This window comes from Serratia sp. DD3 (assembly GCF_000496755.2).
In genome coordinates this window covers 78230-101958 of sequence record NZ_AYKS02000041.1, presented here as the reverse complement: position 1 = coordinate 101958, position 23729 = coordinate 78230, and the positions used below count along the sequence as shown (strand labels likewise).

The following is a 23729-nucleotide window of genomic DNA, read 5'->3' as shown; positions in this document are numbered from 1 at the left end:
ATTAAGCGATTGTGCGCTGAATCTCGATAATTTCAAACACTTCGATCATGTCGCCAACGCGCACGTCGTTATAGTTCTTAACGCCAATACCACATTCCATGCCGTTACGGACTTCGTTAACGTCATCCTTGAAGCGGCGCAGGGATTCCAGCTCACCTTCATAGATAACCACGTTGTCACGCAGCACACGAATTGGATTATGACGCTTAATATTACCTTCAGTAACCATACAGCCAGCAATAGCACCGAACTTAGGTGATTTGAATACGTCACGCACTTCGGCCAGGCCGATGATCTGTTGCTTGTATTCAGGTGATAGCATGCCACTCATTGCCTGCTTCACTTCGTCGATCAGGTTATAGATGACCGAGTAGTAACGCAGATCCAGGCTTTCTGCTTCAATAACGCGGCGAGCAGATGCATCAGCACGCACGTTGAAGCCCAGAATAATCGCATTAGATGCGGCGGCTAACGTTGCATCAGTTTCAGTGATCCCACCGACACCGGAACCGACAATCTTCACTTTCACTTCATCGGTAGAGAGTTTCTGCAGTGAATCAGAAATAGCTTCACAGGTTCCCTGTACGTCAGTTTTCAGCACGATGTTCAGTTCAGACACTTCACCTTCGGTCATGTTGGAGAACATGTTTTCCAGTTTAGACTTCTGCTGACGTGCCAATTTGACTTCACGGAATTTGCCTTGACGATAGAGCGCCACTTCACGGGCTTTCTTCTCGTCACGGACAACTGTCGCTTCATCACCAGCTGCAGGTACACTGGACAAACCGAGGATCTCGACAGGAATAGAAGGACCCGCAGAGAGGATTTCACGCCCCAGTTCATCACGCATCGCACGCACGCGGCCATACTCAAAGCCGCACAGGACGATATCACCCTTGTTCAATGTCCCTTCCTGAACCAGCACCGTCGCTACCGGGCCACGGCCTTTATCCAGGAAAGATTCGATAACGACACCACTTGCCATGCCAGTGCGTACCGCTTTCAGCTCAAGCACTTCGGCTTGCAGCAAGATAGCATCCAACAGTTCGTCGATACCGGTACCAGCTTTGGCGGAGACATGAACGAATTGTGCTTCACCGCCCCAATCTTCTGACATCACACCATACTGCGACAATTCTTGCTTAACACGGTCTGGATCCGCTTCATGCTTATCGATTTTGTTAACCGCAACCACCAGTGGTACTTTCGCCGCTTGAGCATGCTGAATAGCTTCAATCGTCTGTGGCATCACACCGTCGTCCGCTGCCACCACCAGTACCACGATATCCGTCGCTTGCGCACCACGTGCACGCATTGAGGTAAAGGCGGCGTGTCCTGGTGTATCCAGGAAGGTGATCATGCCGTTCTCGGTTTCCACATGGTAAGCACCGATGTGTTGAGTAATACCACCGGCTTCGCCAACAGCGACTTTTGTCGAGCGGATATAGTCAAGCAGAGAGGTTTTACCGTGGTCAACGTGACCCATGATAGTGACAACCGGTGCACGAGGTTCAGCACCAGCCGCAGCACCCGTATCACGGTCACTCATCAGCGCTTCTTCCAGCTCGTTCTCACGACGCAGGATAACCTTGTGGCCCATCTCTTCAGCAACCAGTTGTGCCGTTTCCTGATCAATCACTTGATTGATGGTGGCCATGGCGCCCAGTTTCATCATTGCTTTGATAACCTGAGAACCTTTTACCGCCATCTTGTTAGCCAGTTCGGCAACCGTAATGGTTTCACCGATAATGACATCGCGGTTCACTGCCTGAACAGGTTTGTTAAAGCCCTGCTGCAGCGTACTCGGTTTACGCTTACCTTTACCGCCACGAGTGACTGCACGCGCTTCTTCACGATCCGCTTTCGACTCAGAAAGTTTGTTGCCTTTTTTCTGTTTAGTCGCTTTACCACCACGGCTACGACTACGACGATCCCCTTCAACTTTGGCATCGTTTTCATCTTCCGCAGCACGGGCGTGCTGAGAGGTGGTCACATGGTAGTCAGCGGACTCAATTGCAGCACTAGCTGCCTCGGCTTGCGCCCACTGTTCACCGTTCTCTTCAGCCATACGACGCGCTTCTTCCGCTACACGTTTGGCATTTTCTTCAACCTTACGGCGTACTTCTTCTTCCGCTTTACGCTTAAGTTCAGCGGCTTCGGCTTCACGACGTGCTTTTTCTGCCTGAGCTGGCTTGGTCATTTCATCGGTATGTTGATTGGTCACTTTTTCTTTTTCCGCTGAATTACTCTTGGTAATCGCTGCGGCCTCACGTTTGGCTTGCTCTTCGGCGGCACGTTTAGCGTCGGCTTCACGTTTCGCTAGCTCTTCCGCTTCGCGCTGTGCCTGCTCTTCCGCTTCACGCTTTGCCTGCTCTGCCGCTTCAGCCTGCTGGGCTTCTTGCGTATCGCGATTTACATAAGTGCGCTTCTTGCGGACCTCAATTTGCACCGATTTACTTTTACCGCCGGTGCTCGGAATATTCAATGTGCTGCGTGTTTTACGTTGCAGCGTGAGTTTATCTGGCGCAACACCATGATCATGGTTCAGGTGCGCCAGCAATTTTTCTTTCTCTTGTTGGGTTACAGAGTCATTCTCGGACTTTTCGATCCCTGCGTCAGCAAACTGCTGTACCAGGCGATCAACCGAAGTCTGAATCTCTGCAGCCAGGGATTTTACGGTTACATCTGTCGTCATGCTGTTCCTTCCTGCTACAGTAGTTTATTACGCGTTATCGCCAAACCAGCAGATATTACGTGCGGCCATAATCAATTCGCCAGCTTGTTCAGCGTCAAGACCTTCGATATCAGTCAGGTCGTCAACTCCCTGCTCGGCGAGATCTTCCAGCGTACAAACCCCATGCGCAGCCAGTTTAAAGGCCATACTACGCTCAAGCCCCGCAAGGTCGAGCAAATCATCTGCTGGTTTCTGACCACCCAGGCTCTCTTCTTGCGCCAGAGCCAATGTGGTCAACGCCGCTTTGGCACGATCCCGCAAGGCCTCAACGGTATCTTCATCCAGCCCATCAATCGCCAGTAACTCTTTGATTGGGACATAGGCCAGCTCTTCCAGCGTTGCGAAGCCTTCTTCCACCAGGACGGTAGCGAAATCTTCGTCAATATCAAGATACTTGGTGAAAGTATCGATAGCGGCATGAGTCTCAGCCTGATGTTTGGCCTGGAGATCATCGGCAGTCATCACGTTGAGTTCCCAGCGGTCATCATCGCGATGCTGTTTCAGCAACTGAGAGGCCAGACGCACGTTTTGACCATTACGGCCAATCGCCTGGGCCAGGTTGCTGGCTTCAACAGCGATGTCCATGGTGCATTTGTCTTCATCAACCACGATAGAGGCAACATCTGCCGGCGCCATGGCGTTAATGACGAATTGTGCAGGGTTATCATCCCACAGGATAATATCAATGCGCTCCCCACCCAGCTCGCTGGAAACGGCCTGAACACGGGCACCACGCATACCAACACAAGCACCCACTGGGTCGATACGCTTATCGTTGGTTTTTACTGCAATTTTTGCACGGGAGCCGGGGTCACGGGCAGCCGCTTTAATTTCAATCACCTCTTCACCGATTTCCGGCACTTCAATGCGGAACAGCTCTTTGAGCATGTCAGGGCTCGAACGGCTGACGAACAGTTGCGCACCACGCGCTTCTGGACGTACCGCATACAGCACACCACGAATACGGTCACCAGGGCGGAAGTTTTCACGTGGCAGCATATCTTCACGGCCAATAACCGCTTCGGCGTTGTTGCCTAAATCCAACGCAATACTGTCGCGGTTAACCTTTTTCACCACGCCGGTAACAATCTCACCTTCCTGTTCACGGAAAGCGTCAACCACCATCGCACGTTCAGCTTCACGAACTTTTTGTACGATAACCTGTTTTGCCGTCTGGGTCGTGATACGGTCAAACGTCACTGATTCGATCTGATCTTCAATGTAACCGCCCAGTTCAATGGACGGTTCTTCAAACTGTGCAGCTTCCAGTGTAATTTCACGTGTCGGCTGAGTGACTTCATCAACAGCGACCCAGCGGCGGAAAGTGTCAAAATCGCCGGTTTTACGGTCAATGGCGACACGCACGTCGATTTCCTGCTCATATTTTTTCTTGGTCGCCGTTGCCAAGGCGCTTTCCAACGCTTCAAAAATCTTCTCACGCGGAAGGGATTTTTCATTGGAAACAGCTTCAACAACAGCCAGAATCTCTTTGTTCATCCTAGTTGCCTCATCCAAATTTTAAAAATGGGGTATCAGGTTCGCTTTCTGAATATTACTCAGCGCAAACACTTCATCTTTCCCTTCCACAGCCACCGTGATCATCTCGCCTTCAACAGACTTGATGATACCCTGCCATTTACGACGATTCTGTATGGCCATCCGTAAAACAACGCTGACCTCTTCACCGATAAAACGCTGATAGTGTTGTGCGGTGAACATTGGTCGATCAAGGCCGGGAGAGGAGACTTCCAGGTTATAAGCGACCGAAATCGGATCTTCGACATCCAACACCGCGCTGACCTGGTGGCTGACATCAGCACAATCATCAACATTGATTCCGTTATCACTATCAATATAGATACGTAGTGTCGATTGTCGCGACCGAATAAATTCGATACCTACAAGCTCAAAGCCCAACGCCTCTACTGGTGCGGAAAGCATCTCTGTTAATTTTTGCTCTAATGTGGACAAGCCCACCCCCAAGACATAAAAAAAGGGCTTAATAGCCCAGTGATTCTATTGCCAAATAACAAAAAACCCCGAAAATTCGGGGCATTATGCAACTGGACCCTGTTTGCCGCAAAGCGGCTTCGGTACAACTTTCTGATAAGTATCATTTTCAAATGTTGTTCGAGAAAAGTTGATTTCAATCGAAAAGTGTATTTGAAAATAAATACTTAAAGGAAAGTGGTTGCGGGGGCCGGATTTGAACCGACGACCTTCGGGTTATGAGCCCGACGAGCTACCAGGCTGCTCCACCCCGCGTCCGAAAACGTGGCAAATACTACGCCGATAATTGCCAAAAAGCAAGTTATCTCTGGGATTTGGTACCGAGGATGGGACTCGAACCCACAAGCCCGTTAGGGCACTACCACCTCAAGGTAGCGTGTCTACCAATTCCACCACCTCGGTACTGATTCTTACTTAGCTGGCTGCTTTCAGTAGACTTAAAGCAACCAGGATAAAACCTTTCAACGCATTACTGCGGGATATCGCTAACTGGCTTAGCGGGTGCTGCCGGTACAGTGGTCTGCTCAGTTTTCACTGGCTGCCCCAGGTTTTCCCACTCGCTTTGCTTCTTGCCCTGGTTGCTGCTCATATTGCCCAGAACCAAGCTGGCAACAAAAAACAACGTCGCTAGAACAGCCGTCATGCGAGTCATAAAGTTGCCTGAGCCAGTCGATCCGAACAACGTGCCAGATGCACCTGCTCCGAATGAGGCCCCCATATCAGCGCCTTTACCTTGCTGCAGCATAATCAAGCCAACAAGCCCGATAGAGACCAGCAAGAAAATTACCAAAAGAGCTTCGTACATAGTTGTACCTGTATCCTTGCGGGTTCACCGCGTGCCAAATGCTTCTCGCCTCAAAACTTGCCCAACTAAAATAAGGCATGGCGTGTTACTCAACAGGCCACTGAAGCGGGTGTGAATACTAACCAAAGCCGTTACAGCACGCAAGGGCAATTTGCGCCCACCGATGCGTTTGCAGAAAAAAAAACCAATACACGCTAATTCGGTGACTTACGCAAGCACAGACTACGGCTGGAAAAGCAGCCTAATAACCCGTGCCTGCGCAAAAACGGTAACTTACCCTGCCAGTTTCACGGCATCAGCAATACGGTGCGCCAGATCTTTAACCTGCTGCTCATCTTCACCTTCCACCATCACACGGATCAATGGCTCAGTGCCTGATTTACGCAGCAATACGCGGCCACGCCCCGCCAGTTCAGCTTCCACCTGCTCAGTCACTTTCACCACAGCCTCTGACTGCAACGGGTTATGCTCACCAACAAAACGGACATTGACCAGGATCTGTGGCAATAATTTCATACCACTGCACAAGTCGTGCAAGCTCATCTGGTTACGCACCATTGCCGTCAGCACCTGCAAGCCGGCCACAATGCCATCACCGGTGGTGGTCTTATCCAGCAAAATCACGTGACCCGAGTTTTCCGCCCCAATACGCCAGCCCAACTCTTGCAGTTTTTCCAACACGTAACGGTCGCCCACTTTCGCACGTGCAAATGGAATGCCGAGTTGCTTCAGTGCCAGCTCCAGGCCCATGTTACTCATCAATGTGCCAACCGCACCACCGCGCAGTTGCCCTTGGCGCAAACCTTCACGGGCAATAATGTAGAGGATCTGGTCACCGTCCACCTTCTGCCCCAAATGGTCAACCATGATTACGCGGTCACCGTCACCATCAAAGGCCAAGCCAACATCTGCCTTCTCTTCCAGCACTCGGGCCTGTAATTGACGAGCATCCGTGGCACCACACTCTTCATTGATGTTCATCCCATCAGGATCACAACCGATAGCAATTACAGTCGCCCCTAGTTCACGCAACACACTGGGAGCAATGTGGTAGGTCGCCCCATTGGCGCAGTCCACCACAATTTTCAAGCCATTCAGGTTGAGCTCACTCGGGAAGGTCCCTTTGCAGAATTCGATATAGCGCCCGGCGGCATCGACGATACGCGTAGCTTTACCCAGTTCCGCTGATTCAACGCAGGTCAATGGCTTTTCCATCTCTGCTTCGATGGCCTCTTCCACATCGTCTGGCAACTTGGCCCCATCGATAGAGAAGAATTTGATGCCGTTATCATAAAATGGGTTATGCGAGGCAGAAATAACGATTCCGGCTTCTGCACGGAAAGTACGCGTCAGGTAAGCCACCGCAGGGGTTGGCATCGGGCCAGTGAACGAAGCGGAAAGCCCCGCCGCTGCCAGCCCGGCTTCTAATGCAGACTCAAGCATATACCCTGAAATGCGGGTATCTTTACCAATAATAATTTTACGAGAGCCATGGCGCGCCAATACCTTACCCGCAGCCCAGCCTAACTTGAGGACAAATTCCGGAGTTATTGGGCTGTCACCCACTTTGCCACGGATACCATCAGTACCAAAGTATTTGCGCTCACTCATATCTCTACTATCCCTTTGCTGAAAGTGTTGCCTCGACGACACGCATCGCCTCGACGGTTTCTTTTACATCGTGCACTCTGACTATCTGCGCTCCCTGCATGGCGGCAATCACCGCACAGGCAACACTGCCAATAACCCGTTGGTCCGGCGGCACATTCAACAATTGGCCGATCATCGACTTACGTGACATCCCCACCAACAGTGGCAAACCAAAGTGATGAAACTCCGAGAGCCTGGCCAGAAGCTGATAATTATGCGCTAAATTCTTACCGAAACCGAAGCCTGGGTCGAGCAACAATTTCTGTTTTTCGATACCCGCGGCGACGCAGCGGTCAATATGGTGCTGGAAAAAGGCATTAACCTCCCCCATCAAGTCATCATAATGCGGTGCCTGTTGCATGGTACACGGCTCACCTTGCATATGCATCAGGCAAACAGGTAGACCGCTTTCAGCAGCCGCCTGCAGGGCTCCAGGCTCCTGTAACGCTCGAATATCATTAATCAGGTGAGCCCCGGCTTTAGCAGATTCGCGGATCACTGCCGCTTTTGACGTATCCACCGAGATAAAGATCTCAAAGCGCTGTACCAATGCTTCCACAACCGGGACGACACGCGCTATTTCCTCCTCTTCACTGACCGCTGCCGCACCAGGGCGAGTCGATTCCCCCCCCACGTCAATCATCGTTGCTCCGGCCGAGATTAGCGCATGAGCATGCAATAGCGCATCGTTAAGTGCGTTATGCCGCCCACCATCAGAGAATGAGTCTGGAGTGACATTGAGGATGCCCATCACCTGAGGATGATTAAGATTAAGGTTTTGGTCACCAACAATTAACTGCATGATTATTACACCTTAGCGTTAAAACTGATTGGGCTGAAGCTCATCGTTCACCAAGCTCCGCACATTTGATCCCATGATATTCCCAGCCAACGATCTATACAAAGAAAAACACCCTGTCAGCATAGTGCTCACAGGGTGTAAGTAAGTCGCCACATCATTAAGCGGGCAGTAACCGGAACTTAGCGCCCAGATTACTTATCTTGCTGCTCAGACGCCGGGTCACCTGAATTTGGTGCCTGAGGTTCATCTGCTGATGTTGGCGAGTTTGGCGCACCGCCACCGTCAGAATGGTTGTTGCTCGGCGAATCATCCCAACCAGCTGGTGGTCGCACCTCTTGGCGCTTCATCAGGTCATCTATCTGTGGCGCATCAATGGTTTCATATTTCATCAATGCATCTTTCATCGAATGCAGGATGTCCATGTTTTCCATCAGCAACGCACGCGCACGGGTATAATTACGCTCCACCAAGGATTTTACTTCCTGGTCGATGATACGTGCGGTTTCATCAGACATGTGTTTTGCCTTGGCAACTGAACGGCCCAAGAACACTTCACCCTCTTCGTCCGCATACAACAATGGCCCCAACTTCTCAGAAAAACCCCACTGAGTCACCATGTTACGTGCGATAGAAGTCGCCACCTTGATATCGTTTGATGCGCCAGTAGAGACTTTCTCTGGCCCATAAATGATTTCTTCTGCCAGACGACCACCATAAAGCGTGGATATCTGACTTTCCAGCTTCTGGCGGCTGGCACTGATCTGATCCCCTTCAGGTAAGAAGAAGGTAACACCCAGTGCACGCCCACGAGGAATGATAGTGACTTTATGCACCGGATCATGTTCAGGTACCAGACGACCAATAATGGCGTGGCCTGCTTCGTGATACGCCGTCGACTCTTTCTGCGCTTCGGTCATCACCATAGAGCGGCGTTCCGCACCCATCATGATTTTGTCTTTGGCTTTTTCGAACTCAACCATCGACACCACTCGTTTGTTGCCGCGAGCAGCAAACAGAGCCGCTTCGTTCACCAGGTTAGCCAAATCAGCCCCTGAGAAACCAGGCGTACCACGAGCGATAACTGATGGGTCAACATCCGCTGCCAATGGCACACGGCGCATATGCACTTTCAGAATTTGCTCACGACCACGGACATCCGGCAGGCCAACCACCACCTGACGGTCAAAACGGCCTGGACGCAATAAAGCAGGGTCAAGCACATCAGGACGGTTGGTTGCCGCAATGACGATAATGCCTTCATTGCCTTCAAAACCATCCATCTCAACCAACATCTGGTTCAGGGTCTGTTCGCGTTCGTCATGCCCACCGCCCAAACCGGCACCACGCTGGCGACCTACTGCGTCAATTTCATCGATGAAAATGATACACGGAGCCGCTTTCTTGGCCTGTTCGAACATGTCACGGACACGGGAAGCCCCCACACCCACAAACATTTCAACAAAATCAGAACCTGAAATGGTAAAGAACGGCACCTTGGCCTCACCTGCAATGGCTTTCGCCAGCAAGGTTTTACCGGTACCAGGAGGCCCCACCATCAGCACGCCTTTCGGGATCTTGCCACCCAATTTCTGGAAACGACTCGGCTCACGCAGATAGTCGACCAACTCGCTCACTTCTTCTTTTGCTTCATCACAACCGGCGACATCAGCAAAAGTGGTTTTAATCTGGTCTTCCGTCAGCATGCGGGCCTTGCTTTTACCGAAGGACATCGCCCCCTTGCCACCACCGCCCTGCATTTGCCGCATGAAGAAGATCCATACACCAATCAACAACAGCATCGGGAACCAGGAAATGAAAATAGAAGCCAACAAACTTGGCTGTTCCGGTGGCTCACCTACAACGGTCACATTCTTGGTCAATAATGTATCCAGCAACCTTGGATCGTCGACAGGGATGAAAGTTGAGTATTTGTTACTGTCTTTACGAGTAACGTTGATTTCACGCCCACTAATGCGCGCTTCGCGAATCTGATCTTGAGTCAGTTCGGACATAAAAGTAGTGTAATCTACTCTACGACCATTAGACTCGCTGGGCCCGAAGCTCTGAAATACAGACATCAGCACTACCGCGATGACTAACCAGAGAATCAGGTTTTTCGCCATGTCACTCAAGGGATTAACCTCATATTACAACTGTGTTAACAAACAGCGTTAGGGTACTACAGTTTCCGCCCTGTCGCTACAATGTATACTTCACGCGAACGAGCGCGAGAAGCATCTGGCTTACGAATCTTAACCTTCGTAAACAGGGAGCGAATTTCCCGTAGGTACTCGTCAAAACCGTCTCCCTGAAATACCTTCACCAAGAAGCTACCCCCTGGTGCGAGGACATCACGACACATTTCTAGCGCTAATTCTACCAGATACATCGATCTTGGGATATCGACCGCCGGGGTGCCACTCATATTGGGTGCCATGTCAGACATGACCACCTGAACCTTACGTTCACCTACACGTTCCAGCAATACCTTAAGAACCAGTTCATCACGAAAATCCCCCTGAAGGAAATCGACACCGACGATAGGATCCATTGGCAAAATATCACAGGCGATAATCCGCCCGTTACCACCAATCTGGGTAACAACATATTGCGACCAACCGCCGGGTGCTGCCCCCAGATCCACCACAGTCATACCCGGCTTAAACAGTTTGTCACTTTGCTGTATTTCATCCAGTTTAAACCAGGCGCGGGAACGTAGCCCTTTTTTCTGCGCTTGTTGCACATATTTATCGCTAAAGTGTTCTTGTAGCCAGCGGCTGGAACTGGCTGAACGCTTTTTACTTGTCATCTGGTTTCCAATTATCCTGCATTAATCTTATACCCGTCACCATCCAAGCTGCAGGGTATGGGTTGCAACTTGAATGAATCAGAAGATAGATTTCATTCCATGCAGACCGATTTGGTGATACACATGAGATGGCGGTAGAATGTCCCGTTTTCAATCTCAACTTATAGCAAAAAAGACAATGAATCTGAATAATAAACAAAAACAGCACCTCAAGGCCCTGGCGCATCCATTAAAACCGGTAGTCATGCTAGGTAATAACGGTCTCACCGAAGGCGTGCTGGCTGAAATTGACCAAGCTCTAGGGCATCATGAGCTGATCAAGGTAAAAATTGCCGCAGAAGATCGTGAAACCAAAGCCTTGATCGCGGCGGCTATTGTTCGCGAAACAGGTGCCTGTAATGTCCAAGTTATTGGCAGCACGCTGATTCTTTACCGGCCATCGCAAGATCGCAAGATCACCTTACCACGCTAGTGAGTGTTGCGGAGCGTTGCCGATTGCATTCTAACAACATACAGTTTGAATGCATGCAGGCATCCCCGTCACCATTAAAATGTACTGATAGGGCGAAAAGGTGCCATGCTCTGAGCTCTGATAAAAGGCCGCTTGCGGCCTTTTTCTTTTCTTTACAAAACACTGAGCGCTATCTGACCGATTTGGTCGGAATTACAGATATTCCACTTTCAGAATTTCATATTCTACATCACCACCCGGGGTTTTGATGACCACGATGTCATCCTGCTCTTTACCTATCAGACCACGGGCCATCGGCGAATTTACCGAAATGAGGTTTTTCTTAAAATCTGCCTCATCGTCGCCCACAATGCGATAGGTGACCTCATCTTCGGTATCCAAATTCATCACCGAAACTGTCGCCCCAAAGATCACCCGCCCGGTGTAAGGCATCTTAGTGATATCAATCACCTGAGCATTAGAGAGTTTAGCTTCAATTTCCTGGATCCGCCCTTCACAAAAACCCTGCTGCTCACGTGCAGCGTGATATTCAGCATTCTCTTTAAGATCACCATGTGCTCGCGCTTCAGCAATATCAGCAATGATTTTTGGGCGACGCACGTTTTTCAAATATTCAAGCTCTTCACGCAGTTGTTCTGCACCGAGCAAAGTCATTGGAATCTGTTTCATCGTTTTAATACCTCTAAATCTTTCCTGTACAAATAGCCGTCATTCTGACGTATTCGTATGAAAATACGGTTGGTGTGGAACCTCCCGTCTCTAGGCGATAAACAAAAAAAACCAGGCTCGGAAACGGGTTCCAAGTCAGCATCAATTTTGCAATGTGAGGGCTATTTTAGCGTAGAGTTCCTTAAGGATCATCGTTTACTTTATCCCTTCACGCCGCGTAGTGTAGTATGAGTGTATGTCCTCCAGCTGTTATCCCGAGATTATGCGTTTTTCACGAATTGTCAGTGCGTTGGCCGGTGCATTGGTTCTCAATGCCAATGCCGCCCCGGTTGAAGATTACACACAGTATTTGCCTGATGGGGCCAATCTTGCCTTGATAGTTCAAAAAGTGGGAGCGACGACACCTCTTATTGACTATCACTCCCAGCAAATGGCATTACCGGCCAGTACTCAGAAAGTGCTTACCGCATTGGCAGCCTTGTTACAGCTTGGGCCAGATTATCGCTTTTCTACCACGCTGGAAAGCCAGGGTAACATCACTAATGGGGTGTTACGTGGTAATCTTATTGCCCGCTTCAGCGGAGATCCGACCTTCAAACGCCAACACCTGCGCAATATGGTTGCAGAGTTGAAAAAACAAGGCGTGCAGGAGATCAGTGGCGATGTGCTGATTGATACTTCGGTCTTTGCCAGCCACGATAAAGCCCCAGGTTGGCCATGGAACGATCTGACACAATGTTTTAGCGCCCCGCCATCCGCAGCGATTATTGATCGTAATTGCTTCTCGGTTTCCCTCTACAGTGCACCCAACCCTGGCGAAATGGCGTTTATCCGCGTGGCCTCTTTTTATCCGGTCAATATGTTCAGTCAGGTGAGAACCCTGGCCAAAGGTTCTCCACAAGCACAATACTGTGAATTGGATGTAGTCCCTGGTGAGCTGAACCGCTTTACCTTAACCGGTTGCCTGACTCAACGCAGCGAACCCTTACCCTTGGCTTTCGCGATTCAAGACGGGGCAAGTTATGCCGGTGCGATTGTGAAAGATGAGTTGGTCAAGGCTGGTATCAAGATAAGTGGCCATCTTAAGCGGCAAACCGTGCCAGGCATAACAGGGGAGGTGATTAGCCAGACACAATCCCCCCCTTTAAATGATTTACTGAAAATCATGCTGAAAAAATCAGATAACATGATTGCCGATGTGGTCTTTCGCACCATCGGTCACGAGCGTTTCGGCATCCCGGGTACCTGGCGCGCAGGTGCCGATGCGGTACGTCAGGTACTGCGTCAGCAAGCTGGGGTGGATTTAGGCAATAGCATTGTGGTGGATGGTTCCGGTCTATCGCGCCATAACCTGCTGACTCCCGCCACCATGATGCAGGCGTTGCAATATATCGCCCAACACGACAACGAGCTCAATATTATCTCAATGCTACCGCTAGCGGGGTATGATGGCACACTACGTTACCGTGGTGGTCTGCACGAAGCGGGGGTTAATGGCAAAGTTTCCGCCAAAACCGGTGCATTGCAGGGCGTCTATAATCTGGCGGGTTTTATCACCGCAGCCAGTGGGCAGCGTTATGCTTTCGTTCAATATCTATCAGGCTATGCCGTTCCGCCTGAAGATCAAAAACAAAGACGTATACCGCTGGTCCGTTTTGAGAGCCGACTCTATCGCGATATTTATCAAAACAATTAAAATCATGGTGTTCATTCAAGCTGCAGACTAGCTGCAGCTTGAATAATCAACTGTGAATTTACTGGAGCCCATTACTTCTGATAGATGATCTCAACACCCTCGTCATCATCTTCGTCCCAGTCATCATCCCAATCGTCTTCAGCTTCTGCTTCCACTTCAGCGATTTGTTCACGATGATAGTCATCCCACATAAATTCGACTTTTTCTGGCGCACTCTCTTCAATTGCCATACTTTTTGGCTGAGCATTGATAAAGTTCATCACATCCCAGCACAGCGCATTGACCCCCTCGCGATTCGCCGCGGAGATCATGTAATACTGACCTTCCCAACCCATACCCGCGACAATTGCCTTGGCACGCTCAGCGGCCTCTTGTTCATCCAGCAGGTCAATTTTATTGAACACTAACCAACGTGGCTTCTGCGATAGATTTTCACTGTATTGGTTAAGCTCGTTGATAATCACCTTGGCATTTTCTACCGGATCTGAACCATCGATCGGGTCGATGTCCACCAGGTGCAGCAATACACGGCAGCGTTCCAGATGCTTCAGGAAACGGATCCCCAATCCTGCCCCTTCATGAGCGCCTTCAATCAAACCTGGAATATCCGCCACCACAAAGCTCTGTTCATGGTCCATACGGACCACGCCGAGACTAGGCACCAGTGTGGTAAAGGGATAGTCAGCCACTTTCGGCTTAGCCGCAGAGACCGCGCGGATAAAGGTTGATTTCCCGGCATTGGGTAAACCCAACATACCGACATCAGCCAACAGCAATAGCTCCAGCAGAATGTCACGCATCTCGCCCTTGGTCCCCAAGGTTTTCTGACGTGGCGCACGGTTTACTGACGATTTGAAACGGGTATTTCCCAAACCATGCCAACCCCCTTTCGCGACCATCAGGCGCTGCTGATGACGAATCATATCGCCAAGGATCTCGCCGGTACCCTGATCTTTTATTCGGGTCCCTACCGGCACTTTAATCACCACATCTTTGCCACGCTTACCGGTGCAATCACGGCTCTGGCCATTCTGTCCACGCTCGGCACGGAAAGACTTTTCGAAGCGGTAATCGATCAGGGTATTGAGGTTTTCATCTGCCAGCAGGTAGACGTCACCACCGTCACCACCATCACCGCCATCCGGTCCACCATTGGGGATGTATTTTTCACGGCGGAAGCTCACACAGCCATTACCACCATCACCTGCAACCACCAGGATCGTCGCTTCATCTACAAACTTCATTTACCGTCTCCGTAAATCATTCACCGGGCTACTTCAAGGAAGCAACCAGATGGGGTTTTGCCCGCCTCGGCCACCAATAGTGACCAATTGCGGAAAACATGGCACCGGCTACCACCACAATTGCGCCGACATAGCCGACAATATTCAATGTCGGTGTCACAAATGCCTGTGGCCAGGCCAATGCTAATAAATCTGAAAATAACAGGGTAAATAGCGGGGTCAGCGTCACTAACGCACTCACCTGAGCCGCCTGCCAGCGCGCCATCGCTTCTGCTAGTGCCCCATACCCCACTAGCGTATTGGCTCCACAGAAAAATAAGCAGGCCAATTGCCAACTATTCAGTTGAAAAATCACTGCAGGCTTGGCCAGCGGAATTAATATTACTGCACACAAAGTATACAACATTAGCAAGATCTGCGACGAAGCCAAGCGACGCAACAACACTTTCTGCGCCACGCCATAACTCACCCATACCAGCGCTGCACACACCCCCAGTAAAACACCAAGCGTGTAATCTGTCAGCCGGGTGAAGATCTCAACCAAACTAGCGTTGAAAAACAGTATCAGTCCACAGATTAACATCATTGCGCCAATCACCTGAGTCACGCGCATTCTTTCCTTGAGGATCAGTACGCTGGCGAACATCATGCCAACCGGTGACAGTTGACCAATCACCTGTGACGCTGTCGGACTCAGATAGCGCAGCGAAGAACTGAATAATGTGGCGTTACCCAGTAACCCAGCTGTTGCAATGAGCAGTAACCATAACCAGCGTGACTGACGGAACATGTTTACCGGTGGTAAACGCCCACGCAATGCAAGGACCAGCCCTAATCCCACGCCGGCTATCATAAAGCGGTACCAAATAATGGTAAACGGGTCCATCACGGCCAATACTTCTTTCATCGCTATCGGCAATGCGCCCCAGCAAACCGCTGTGGTGAGTGCGAGAAAAATACCAACACCGACCTGCTGTTTTGTTTCCATATGGCTTGTGCCTATGTGCTATCCCCAAGTTCATTCAAGTTATGTGGGGTAGAGGCTGCATCTTGGATGAATTTAGGTCTATACCCGTCACCATTTTAGCTGTAGCGGTAGCCGTGTAGGCAGCAACTTGAAAAATTGGGTATAGCTATAAATGTAAAAAGCCCCGCAACGAATTGCAGGGCTTACATCTCTTTTTTATAAGGCTCGAAAAATTATTCAGCTTCGATGCTGATAAATTTACGATTGCTCGGGCCTTTAACTTCGAATTTGACTTTACCGTCTTTCAAAGCAAACAGAGTGTGGTCTTTACCGCAACCAACGTTGGTGCCTGCGTGGAACTTAGTGCCACGTTGACGAACGATGATGCTGCCTGCTAATACTGCCTCGCCGCCAAAGCGCTTTACGCCCAGACGTTTAGCTTCTGAATCGCGCCCGTTACGAGTCGAGCCGCCAGCTTTTTTGTGTGCCATTAATCCGCTCTCCTAACTTAAGCGCTGATGCCGGTGATTTTAACGTCAGTGAACCACTGACGGTGGCCCTGCTGCTTACGGTAATGCTTACGACGACGAAACTTAACAATCTTGATCTTTTCGCCACGACCATGAGCAACGACTTCTGCCTTGATCTTGCCACCGTCGACGAAAGGAACGCCGATCTTGATATCTTCGCCATTAGCGATCATCAGAATCTGGTCAAACTCAACCGCTTCACCAGTTGCGATGTCCAGCTTTTCCAAGCGAACGGTCTGACCTTCGCTTACTCGGTGTTGTTTACCACCACTTTGGAAAACCGCGTACATATAAAACTCCGCTTTCCGCGTGCCTAACTGTTTAATAGAGGGCGCGCTATAAATATTCACAATAGGGCGCGAATTCTACGCAATAATCCCTCACATGACAAGAGCAGAATAGAGTAGCGCAGTGAAAAAAGAAGAAAAAAAACACAGTTTCGTTCCCGGCGTTTATCTGGAGCATTTTTCTAGTACAATCGGGATGACAGTTACCGCCATGTGCCGATATGAGCAGCGTTCTCATCGCGGTGAAGAGCAACACAACTGAAAAAATATTATGAATCTAGAACAAATTACTGAGTTAACCACGCAAGATATGGCCGCCGTGAACGCCACCATTCTGGAACAATTAAATTCCGATGTTGCGCTCATTAACCAACTTGGCCACTACATTATCAGTAGTGGTGGCAAACGCATTCGCCCGATGATCGCCATTCTGGCGGCGCAGGCGCTGCATTACCAGGGAGATAAGCATATTACCGTCGCTGCTCTGATTGAATTCATTCACACAGCGACCCTACTCCATGATGATGTGGTGGATGAATCCGATATGCGCCGCGGCAAAGCCACCGCGAATGCGGCGTTTGGTAATGCCGCCAGTGTGCTGGTAGGGGATTTTATTTACACCCGTGCTTTCCAGATGATGACCAGCCTGGGGTCATTACCGGTGCTGGCAGTCATGTCCGAAGCGGTCAACGTGATTGCCGAAGGCGAAGTACTGCAATTGATGAATGTCAACGATCCCGACATCAGTGAAGAAAGCTATATGCGGGTCATTTATAGTAAGACGGCCCGTCTGTTTGAAGCAGCGGCGCAATCTTCCGCCATCCTCGCCAATGCTACCAAAGTCGAAGAACAGGCCTTACAGGACTATGGACGTTATCTTGGTACTGCGTTCCAATTAATTGATGACTTGCTCGATTACAGTGCGGATGGAACGACGCTAGGAAAAAATACCGGCGATGACCTGAGTGAAGGTAAGCCTACCTTGCCTTTGTTGCACGCTATGCATCATGGCAATGCAGAGCAATCAGCCATGATCCGCCAAGCCATTGAACAGGGGAATGGCCGTCATCTGCTGGAACCGGTTCTGGCAACCATGAGGATGTGCGGTTCTCTCACCTACACACGTCAACGAGCAGAAGAAGAAGCCGATAAAGCGATTACTGCACTGCAGGTATTGCCTGAATCACCATACCGAGACGCCTTGGAAGGATTAGCGCACCTTGCGGTGCAACGTGATTTTTAAGAAATCAGCATTTCCATATACGCGAAGTCTATGTTGCAGGAAAAAGACGCCGTCTGTTTTGAACAGCGTGGCTCTCTTCGGGGCGGATCCGAATGAGGGCCGCGTAACCTAGCCGATAACACCGCTAGTTTGAATGGCGACGGATAGAGGCTCGCTTAGCGAGCTTGCTCGGCAAGTTGCAACTGTGGCTATTTATGTTTTTCCGCAATCCATGCCAGCAAGCTGTTCACTCCTTCACGCATCAAAAATGCCATGACCTCTCCCCGCTCCTTTTCTGAAAGGTGGTAATAGTATTCGATCCATACTGCCAGTGGGTCTTGGCGCTCTACGTCATAGATAGCGGGATCCTCACGTAATATCAGCAGGTTTCTGATGTCGGCAGGTAGACTGTCAACATGGTACTCCAGCGCTTTCCCCTGTACTCCTCTGCGGCGACGGCTAACCCAGCCTTCGCGCCTGGCCATTAGGTTGATTCCCTGTGTTGAGGAAGGTAATCCTGCAATGCCGACGAGTTCCTTGGCAGCAAACCACTCGTTTTTCATAACCATGACCCCAGATTTTCATGTAGTTACATTCAACTTTTAGAAACCAATAAGATATTTTTTAGAAACTTAATGGTATTCTGATTTCCGAATAAGCAATTCATGTTGCTTAAACAATTTATCCTGAACTGTTAGTTATACCACTAACAGAACTTTCTCTAATCAAAAAAAGGAATGTAAACATGAATTCACGGAATCTAGATTGGCATCCAGCAGACGTTATCGCGGCGCTGAAGAAAAGAGGTACCACATTGGCAGCAGTTTCACGCGAGGCTGGGCTGAGCTCGTCAACGTTAGCGAATGCACTTTCCCGCCCCTGGCCAAAAGGAGAGTGGCTCATTGCCGAGGCCTTGAAGGTGCATCCGGCAGAGATTTGGCCCAGTCGCTATTTTGATCCGCACACCCATCATCTGCTGGATCGGAAAAGTCGCATCAAATCATCCGGGTAATCATGAGAAGCAAAAAGCCGCCGGAACCTATTCCGGCGGCTTATATATTGTGAGCTGAACCAAGCAATCAGTTATTAATAAATTTTTCACCCAGCTCAATATCTTGGTGCAGGACGTCCAGCATGTCATTCAGCGCTTTTTGTTCAAAATCGCTCAGCTGTCCAATGTCTTTCCGTTCTGCAATGCCGTTGACGCCAAGCACTAGGGGTTGTGCAAAGAAACGCGCGTATTTGCCATCACCTTCAACATAGGCACATTCTACGATCCCCTTTTCGCCACTCAAGGCGCGCACCAGCGAGAGGCCAAAACGTGCCGCAGCCTGCCCCATGGAGAGCGTAGCGGAGCCACCACCAGCCTTGGCTTCAACCACTTCGGTTCCCGCATTCTGAATGCGCTTGGTTAAATCTGCCACTTCCTGAGAACTAAAGCTGACGCCAGGGATCTGTGACAGTAGAGGCAGAATGGTGACACCGGAGTGGCCGCCAATCACTGCCACATTCAACTCTTCCGGCTGCTTACCTTTCAACTCTGCCACAAACGTATCAGAACGGATAACATCGAGCAAAGTTACCCCAAACAGCTTGTTTTTATCGTAAACACCGGCTTTTTTCATCACTTCAGCAGCAATAGCTACTGTGGTGTTGACCGGGTTGGTAATAATACCAATACAGGCTTTCGGGCAAGTTTTAGCCACTTGTTCCATCAGATTACGTACTATCCCTGCATTAACATTGAACAGATCGGAACGATCCATTCCAGGTTTACGCGCGACACCCGCTGATATCAACACCACATCGGCTCCCTGTAACGCAGGGGTGGCATCTTCACCACTGAAACCTTTAATTTTAACTGCCGTTGGGATATGGCTTAAGTCAACAGCAACGCCTGGTGTAACGGGTGCTATGTCGTAAAGAGAGAGTTCAGAACCTGAAGGAAGTTGGGTCTTGAGTAGAAGGGCGAGGGCTTGGCCAATACCACCAGCAGCACCGAGAACTGCAACTTTCATCCTATACTCCTTTTATTATCTTAAATATATAAACGCCGTGAATTCTTTGGCCCGGGACCTTAATTTATTACTCCTTTTAAAACAACCCATTAACAGTCTGTTTTAGATCTGGCGCAATAAAATGGTCTGCAGCGAGGCTATTTTAGATTAAATGCCCGATGCATTGAGGGCATAGCGCACAATAATCAAAAATAACATGCATTATTTTACAATTAAGTTAACCGCTGTTCACATTACACCCTTACGTAACATAATAACAACATCATTTTAATCATATTACTGCGCCCCCCAGATGTGTTGCTTCTCATTGGAACAGCCTATTCATGAGATAAATATCTTACTAAGGTTGCCTCCTTTCTTCGTCCTCGGTGTATTACTGTTGGTCACCACTACATCAAGTTTGCATAAAAATTCATTTATATGCATAATCAAAACGTCTCCCTCCACATTTCACGGTGTAAAATGCGTAATCCTGCAAAACAGGAAGACCTGACCAAAGCGTTTAAAGCGTTATTGAAAGAAGAAAAGTTCAGTTCACAAGGTGAAATCGTTTTAGCGCTGCAGGAAGAAGGCTTCGAGAATATTAACCAGTCAAAAGTGTCCCGTATGTTAACCAAGTTCGGGGCGGTGCGTACACGTAATGCAAAAATGGAAATGGTGTACTGCCTACCTGCTGAACTCGGTGTCCCTACCACCACCAGTCCGCTAAAAAACCTGGTGCTGGATATCGACCATAATGATGCCATGGTAGTGATTCGTACCAGTCCAGGCGCGGCACAATTGATTGCTCGTTTGTTAGATTCACTGGGGAAAGCAGAAGGGATTCTGGGAACCATTGCAGGTGACGACACTATTTTTATCACTCCTGCCAGCACCTTTACGGCACTTCAGCTCCATGAGGCCATTTTGATGCTGTTCGAGCAGGAGCTTTAGTGCACCCATCGCCATTCAAACTGCAGGGTTGTTGGTTTCATGACGCGCCCCATCCTTGGGGCTAGACCGAACCCGATCAGCACAAGTGTTTTATCAAACCTGTTTGGTCAAACCACCGGGCTATTTTGAGTGTCCATCGATGAAATCAGTCGTTCTCTTGTGACTCTGCTTTATTAGCCAGCGCCGATAACAGTTTGTCATGAATACCGCCAAAGCCGCCATTGCTCATCACCAGAATATGGTCACCTGGCTGCGCCGTTTTGATGATCATCTCCAGCAACGTATCAAAGTCAGCACTCCAATGCGCTGGCTGCACACAGGCCTCTGCCACCTCTGCGATTTGCCATGGAATATGATGAGGCTGAAACAGGAACACTTCATCAGCACGCCCTAAAGAAGGTGCCAGGTCATTTTTGCTGATCCCCATCTTCATGGTGTTTGAACGGGGTTCCAGTACGGCAAGAATACGTGCCGTTCCGCCCACTTTGCCACGCAAAGCCGCCAACGTGGCCAGAATAGCCGTTGGATGATGAGCAAAGTCATCATAAACCGTGATACCAGCCGCCTCTCCACGCAACTCCAAACGACGGCGGGCATTAATAAAATCACCCAACGCCTGGCAAGCATCAGCCGGTTGCACACCAATATGGCGCGTAGCAGCAATCGCCATCAGACCATTATGCATGTTGTGCTCACCCACCAACGACCAGTTAACCTCTCCCACTTTCTCGCCATCGAGGTATACCGCGTAGTGGCTAGCATCCGCTGTCAGCTTCTGCGCACGCCAACTTCCTTCATCGCCGACCCACTCCTGTTCACTCCAACAGCCCATCGCCATCACTTGTTTCAGCTGTGTGTCGTTCTCCGGCAGAATAATTTTGCCCTTGCCCGGCACCAATCGCACCAGATGGTGGAACTGTTTCTGGATCGCTTTCAGATCATCAAAGATATCCGCATGGTCGAACTCAAGGTTGTTCATGATCAGCGTTCGTGGGCTGTAGTGGACAAACTTGGAACGCTTATCGAAGAAGGCACAATCGTATTCATCAGCTTCAATAACAAAGAACGGGCTACCACCGAGGCGCGCAGAAACATCAAAATTACCCGGCACACCCCCAATCACAAAACCCGGCTGGTAACCACAAGCTTCCAGGATCCAGGTTGCCATCCCTGCAGTGGTGGTTTTACCGTGTGTACCTGCCACGGCCAGCACCCAGCGATCACGCAATACATGATCATGTAACCACTGAGGGCCCGACACATAAGGGATACCCTGTTCCAATACCGCTTCCACGCAAGGATTACCTCGACTCATCGCATTGCCGATGATCACCAAATCGGGTACTGGTATCAATTGAGCGGGGTCATACCCTTGTATCAGGTCAATTCCCTGGTTTTCCAGCAAGGTGCTCATTGGCGGATAAACGTTCGCATCTGAACCTGTCACGTCATGTCCAAGGGAACGAGCCAACATCGCCAGCCCGCCCATAAAGGTGCCACAGATCCCAAGAATATGTATGCGCATTAGCTTTCTCATTTAAGTGCATCGATTTAGTACTTATTCTAACCTTCAAAATCGCACAGAAGAAACGGATTTGCCTATGAATAATGGGTCACTTTGGACTACACTGCTAGCGAAAATGTTAGCAGTGAGCTAACAGGCCGCTATCCATCCGTAACCTCTGGGATTGTGTTATGAAAACGTTAGGCGAATTTATCGTCGAGAAACAACACGACTTCTCTCACGCCACTGGCGAACTATCTGCATTACTTTCCGCCATTAAGCTGGGTGCAAAAATCATTCACCGTGATATCAACAAAGCCGGTTTGGTTGATATTCTGGGAACCAATGGTATTTCAAACGTACAGGGTGAAGCTCAGATGAAGCTGGACCTGTTCGCCAATGAAAAACTCAAAGCCGCATTGAAGGCTCGCGGCGAAGTTGCGGGTATCGCTTCAGAAGAAGAGGACGAGATTGTTATTTTCGAAGGCGAACGTGCTGAAAATGCCAAATACGTCGTGTTGATGGATCCATTGGATGGCTCATCCAATATTGATGTCAACGTCTCAGTCGGAACCATATTCTCCATCTATCGCCGTATCACGCCATTGGGTATTCCTGTCACTGAAGCTGATTTCCTGCAACCGGGTAGCGCACAGGTTGCTGCTGGTTACGTGGTGTATGGTTCATCCACCATGTTGGTTTATACCACTGGCTGTGGCGTACATGCCTTTACCTATGATCCCTCTCTGGGAGTGTTCTGCCTCTCTCACGAGAAAGTCCACTTCCCAGAAACCGCCTGTATGTACTCCATCAACGAAGGTAATTACATCAAATTCCCTCTTGGAGTAAAAAAATACATTAAATACTGCCAGGAACAGGATGAGGCCACTCAGCGCCCTTATACCTCGCGCTATATCGGCTCATTAGTGGCTGACTTCCACCGCAACCTGCTGAAAGGCGGCATCTACATTTATCCAAGCACCGCCAGTCACCCAACCGGCAAACTCCGCTTGCTGTATGAATGCAACCCGATGGCCTTTCTGGCAGAACAGGCGGGCGGAAAAGCCACTGATGGTAAAAAACGCATTCTGGACATTGTGCCGGAACAATTACACCAGCGTGTGCCGTTCTTCGTCGGCACCAAGTCAATGGTGGAAGAAGCAGAGCGTTTTATTGCTGAGTTTCCTGACGAATAACCCCTACCGCCATCCATATTGCCCCCCCTCAGCTGCAGGGGGGAAGGTCTAGGGACGGACCTAGTACCCAGTTCGATTCCCCTAGAGCTTGATTAACTAAGACGATGCTTTATCACTGAATCCCTAGGTTCAGTGATGAAAAGGGCAGGAAATCATAAAAGAGTCCGCTATAATAGCGCGC

23 protein-coding genes and 2 tRNA genes are annotated in these 23729 nt (G+C 49.7%); 7 read left to right on the top strand and 18 right to left on the bottom strand.

Features of this window, described 5'->3' with window-relative positions; genetic code table 11:
- Position 1: 1 nt before the first annotated feature.
- The 10 genes from infB to rlmE all read right to left on the bottom strand — a co-directional run bounded on the left by infB (position 2) and on the right by rlmE (position 10810).
- On the bottom strand, positions 2-2695 hold the full coding sequence (gene infB / locus IO95_RS06765; protein WP_023489017.1) for a translation initiation factor IF-2: 2694 nt from the start codon (positions 2693-2695) through the stop codon (positions 2-4).
- Positions 2696-2722: 27 nt separating this feature from the next.
- A complete protein-coding gene (gene nusA / locus IO95_RS06760; protein WP_023489018.1) occupies positions 2723-4231 on the bottom strand; it encodes a transcription termination factor NusA in 1509 nt (502 codons plus the stop codon).
- Positions 4232-4252: 21 nt separating this feature from the next.
- Positions 4253-4705, bottom strand: a complete 453-nt coding sequence (gene rimP, locus IO95_RS06755) for a ribosome maturation factor RimP (RefSeq protein ID WP_072011652.1) — start codon at positions 4703-4705, stop codon at positions 4253-4255.
- A gap of 217 nt (positions 4706-4922) precedes the next feature.
- Positions 4923-4999, bottom strand: a tRNA-Met gene (locus IO95_RS06750).
- Positions 5000-5059: 60 nt separating this feature from the next.
- A tRNA-Leu gene (locus tag IO95_RS06745) sits at positions 5060-5146 on the bottom strand.
- A gap of 67 nt (positions 5147-5213) precedes the next feature.
- Complete coding sequence (gene secG, locus IO95_RS06740) at positions 5214-5549, bottom strand: preprotein translocase subunit SecG (RefSeq protein WP_023489020.1); 336 nt, start codon at positions 5547-5549, stop codon at positions 5214-5216.
- A gap of 273 nt (positions 5550-5822) precedes the next feature.
- A complete protein-coding gene (glmM, locus tag IO95_RS06735; protein ID WP_023489021.1) occupies positions 5823-7160 on the bottom strand; it encodes a phosphoglucosamine mutase in 1338 nt (445 codons plus the stop codon).
- Positions 7161-7167: 7 nt separating this feature from the next.
- Positions 7168-8001, bottom strand: coding sequence for a dihydropteroate synthase (folP, locus tag IO95_RS06730; protein ID WP_023489022.1), 834 nt, complete (start codon positions 7999-8001; stop codon positions 7168-7170).
- A 191-nt stretch (positions 8002-8192) separates the two neighbouring features.
- Entirely contained in the window at positions 8193-10124 is a 1932-nt protein-coding gene (gene ftsH, locus IO95_RS06725) for an ATP-dependent zinc metalloprotease FtsH (protein ID WP_037384479.1), read from the bottom strand.
- A gap of 56 nt (positions 10125-10180) precedes the next feature.
- Positions 10181-10810: a 23S rRNA (uridine(2552)-2'-O)-methyltransferase RlmE gene (gene rlmE, locus IO95_RS06720; protein WP_023489024.1), complete on the bottom strand. Its 630-nt coding sequence runs from the start codon at positions 10808-10810 to the stop codon at positions 10181-10183.
- 178 nt (positions 10811-10988) lie between these two features.
- Between rlmE and yhbY the strand changes: the two genes are divergently transcribed.
- Positions 10989-11282: a ribosome assembly RNA-binding protein YhbY gene (gene yhbY / locus IO95_RS06715; protein ID WP_037384475.1), complete on the top strand. Its 294-nt coding sequence runs from the start codon at positions 10989-10991 to the stop codon at positions 11280-11282.
- A gap of 192 nt (positions 11283-11474) precedes the next feature.
- Here the strand turns inward: yhbY and greA are convergent, their stop codons facing one another.
- Entirely contained in the window at positions 11475-11951 is a 477-nt protein-coding gene (gene greA / locus IO95_RS06710; protein ID WP_023489026.1) for a transcription elongation factor GreA, read from the bottom strand.
- A 262-nt stretch (positions 11952-12213) separates the two neighbouring features.
- On the opposite strand from greA, the gene dacB reads away from it, so the two are divergent.
- Complete coding sequence (gene dacB / locus IO95_RS06705) at positions 12214-13647, top strand: serine-type D-Ala-D-Ala carboxypeptidase (protein ID WP_023489027.1); 1434 nt, start codon at positions 12214-12216, stop codon at positions 13645-13647.
- A gap of 71 nt (positions 13648-13718) precedes the next feature.
- Here dacB and cgtA read toward each other — a convergent pair whose 3' ends face one another.
- The 4 genes from cgtA to rplU all read right to left on the bottom strand — a co-directional run bounded on the left by cgtA (position 13719) and on the right by rplU (position 16678).
- On the bottom strand, positions 13719-14891 hold the full coding sequence (gene cgtA, locus IO95_RS06700) for an Obg family GTPase CgtA (RefSeq protein WP_023489028.1): 1173 nt from the start codon (positions 14889-14891) through the stop codon (positions 13719-13721).
- A 28-nt stretch (positions 14892-14919) separates the two neighbouring features.
- The gene (locus tag IO95_RS06695; protein ID WP_023489029.1) at positions 14920-15879 is read right to left on the bottom strand and encodes a DMT family transporter; all 960 of its coding nucleotides are present in this window, start codon (positions 15877-15879) and stop codon (positions 14920-14922) included.
- A 212-nt stretch (positions 15880-16091) separates the two neighbouring features.
- The gene (rpmA, locus tag IO95_RS06690; protein ID WP_004933559.1) at positions 16092-16349 is read right to left on the bottom strand and encodes a 50S ribosomal protein L27; all 258 of its coding nucleotides are present in this window, start codon (positions 16347-16349) and stop codon (positions 16092-16094) included.
- Between the two features lie 17 nt (positions 16350-16366).
- Positions 16367-16678, bottom strand: coding sequence for a 50S ribosomal protein L21 (rplU, locus tag IO95_RS06685; protein WP_004955927.1), 312 nt, complete (start codon positions 16676-16678; stop codon positions 16367-16369).
- Positions 16679-16799: 121 nt separating this feature from the next.
- On the opposite strand from rplU, the gene IO95_RS25535 reads away from it, so the two are divergent.
- Positions 16800-16937, top strand: coding sequence for a hypothetical protein (locus IO95_RS25535; RefSeq protein WP_160165611.1), 138 nt, complete (start codon positions 16800-16802; stop codon positions 16935-16937).
- Positions 16938-16946: 9 nt separating this feature from the next.
- Entirely contained in the window at positions 16947-17918 is a 972-nt protein-coding gene (ispB, locus tag IO95_RS06680) for an octaprenyl diphosphate synthase (protein WP_023489030.1), read from the top strand.
- Between the two features lie 188 nt (positions 17919-18106).
- Here the strand turns inward: ispB and IO95_RS06675 are convergent, their stop codons facing one another.
- Positions 18107-18460, bottom strand: coding sequence for a DNA-binding protein (locus tag IO95_RS06675; RefSeq protein ID WP_037384469.1), 354 nt, complete (start codon positions 18458-18460; stop codon positions 18107-18109).
- A gap of 182 nt (positions 18461-18642) precedes the next feature.
- Here IO95_RS06675 and IO95_RS06670 point away from each other — a divergent pair, with 182 nt between their 5' ends.
- Positions 18643-18909 carry a helix-turn-helix transcriptional regulator gene (locus IO95_RS06670; protein ID WP_023489032.1) on the top strand — a complete coding sequence of 89 codons (267 nt, stop codon included), beginning with the start codon at positions 18643-18645 and terminating at the stop codon, positions 18907-18909.
- Between the two features lie 67 nt (positions 18910-18976).
- Here the strand turns inward: IO95_RS06670 and mdh are convergent, their stop codons facing one another.
- Positions 18977-19915 (bottom strand): malate dehydrogenase, encoded by a 939-nt coding sequence (gene mdh, locus IO95_RS06665; protein ID WP_023489033.1) that lies wholly within the window; start codon positions 19913-19915, stop codon positions 18977-18979.
- Between the two features lie 462 nt (positions 19916-20377).
- Here mdh and argR point away from each other — a divergent pair, with 462 nt between their 5' ends.
- On the top strand, positions 20378-20848 hold the full coding sequence (gene argR / locus IO95_RS06660; protein WP_023490216.1) for a transcriptional regulator ArgR: 471 nt from the start codon (positions 20378-20380) through the stop codon (positions 20846-20848).
- Positions 20849-20993: 145 nt separating this feature from the next.
- On the opposite strand, the gene mpl is transcribed toward argR, so the two are convergent.
- Entirely contained in the window at positions 20994-22373 is a 1380-nt protein-coding gene (gene mpl / locus IO95_RS06655; RefSeq protein WP_023490217.1) for a UDP-N-acetylmuramate:L-alanyl-gamma-D-glutamyl-meso-diaminopimelate ligase, read from the bottom strand.
- A 170-nt stretch (positions 22374-22543) separates the two neighbouring features.
- Between mpl and fbp the strand changes: the two genes are divergently transcribed.
- Positions 22544-23548 carry a class 1 fructose-bisphosphatase gene (gene fbp / locus IO95_RS06650; protein ID WP_023490218.1) on the top strand — a complete coding sequence of 335 codons (1005 nt, stop codon included), beginning with the start codon at positions 22544-22546 and terminating at the stop codon, positions 23546-23548.
- Positions 23549-23729: the final 181 nt, after the last annotated feature.

Bases quoted from the DNA above. Each gene is read 5' to 3' on its own strand.
- infB (WP_023489017.1), bottom strand. From the start codon at position 2,695: ATGACGACAGATGTAACCGTAAAATCCCTGGCTGCAGAGATTCAGACT.
- nusA (WP_023489018.1), bottom strand. From the start codon at position 4,231: ATGAACAAAGAGATTCTGGCTGTTGTTGAAGCTGTTTCCAATGAAAAA.
- secG (WP_023489020.1), bottom strand. From the start codon at position 5,549: ATGTACGAAGCTCTTTTGGTAATTTTCTTGCTGGTCTCTATCGGGCTT.
- glmM (WP_023489021.1), bottom strand. From the start codon at position 7,160: ATGAGTGAGCGCAAATACTTTGGTACTGATGGTATCCGTGGCAAAGTG.
- folP (WP_023489022.1), bottom strand. From the start codon at position 8,001: ATGCAGTTAATTGTTGGTGACCAAAACCTTAATCTTAATCATCCTCAG.
- ftsH (WP_037384479.1), bottom strand. From the start codon at position 10,124: ATGGCGAAAAACCTGATTCTCTGGTTAGTCATCGCGGTAGTGCTGATG.
- rlmE (WP_023489024.1), bottom strand. From the start codon at position 10,810: ATGACAAGTAAAAAGCGTTCAGCCAGTTCCAGCCGCTGGCTACAAGAA.
- yhbY (WP_037384475.1), top strand. From the start codon at position 10,989: ATGAATCTGAATAATAAACAAAAACAGCACCTCAAGGCCCTGGCGCAT.
- greA (WP_023489026.1), bottom strand. From the start codon at position 11,951: ATGAAACAGATTCCAATGACTTTGCTCGGTGCAGAACAACTGCGTGAA.
- dacB (WP_023489027.1), top strand. From the start codon at position 12,214: ATGCGTTTTTCACGAATTGTCAGTGCGTTGGCCGGTGCATTGGTTCTC.
- cgtA (WP_023489028.1), bottom strand. From the start codon at position 14,891: ATGAAGTTTGTAGATGAAGCGACGATCCTGGTGGTTGCAGGTGATGGT.
- IO95_RS06695 (WP_023489029.1), bottom strand. From the start codon at position 15,879: ATGGAAACAAAACAGCAGGTCGGTGTTGGTATTTTTCTCGCACTCACC.
- rpmA (WP_004933559.1), bottom strand. From the start codon at position 16,349: ATGGCACACAAAAAAGCTGGCGGCTCGACTCGTAACGGGCGCGATTCA.
- rplU (WP_004955927.1), bottom strand. From the start codon at position 16,678: ATGTACGCGGTTTTCCAAAGTGGTGGTAAACAACACCGAGTAAGCGAA.
- ispB (WP_023489030.1), top strand. From the start codon at position 16,947: ATGAATCTAGAACAAATTACTGAGTTAACCACGCAAGATATGGCCGCC.
- IO95_RS06675 (WP_037384469.1), bottom strand. From the start codon at position 18,460: ATGAAAAACGAGTGGTTTGCTGCCAAGGAACTCGTCGGCATTGCAGGA.
- IO95_RS06670 (WP_023489032.1), top strand. From the start codon at position 18,643: ATGAATTCACGGAATCTAGATTGGCATCCAGCAGACGTTATCGCGGCG.
- mdh (WP_023489033.1), bottom strand. From the start codon at position 19,915: ATGAAAGTTGCAGTTCTCGGTGCTGCTGGTGGTATTGGCCAAGCCCTC.
- argR (WP_023490216.1), top strand. From the start codon at position 20,378: ATGCGTAATCCTGCAAAACAGGAAGACCTGACCAAAGCGTTTAAAGCG.
- mpl (WP_023490217.1), bottom strand. From the start codon at position 22,373: ATGCGCATACATATTCTTGGGATCTGTGGCACCTTTATGGGCGGGCTG.
- fbp (WP_023490218.1), top strand. From the start codon at position 22,544: ATGAAAACGTTAGGCGAATTTATCGTCGAGAAACAACACGACTTCTCT.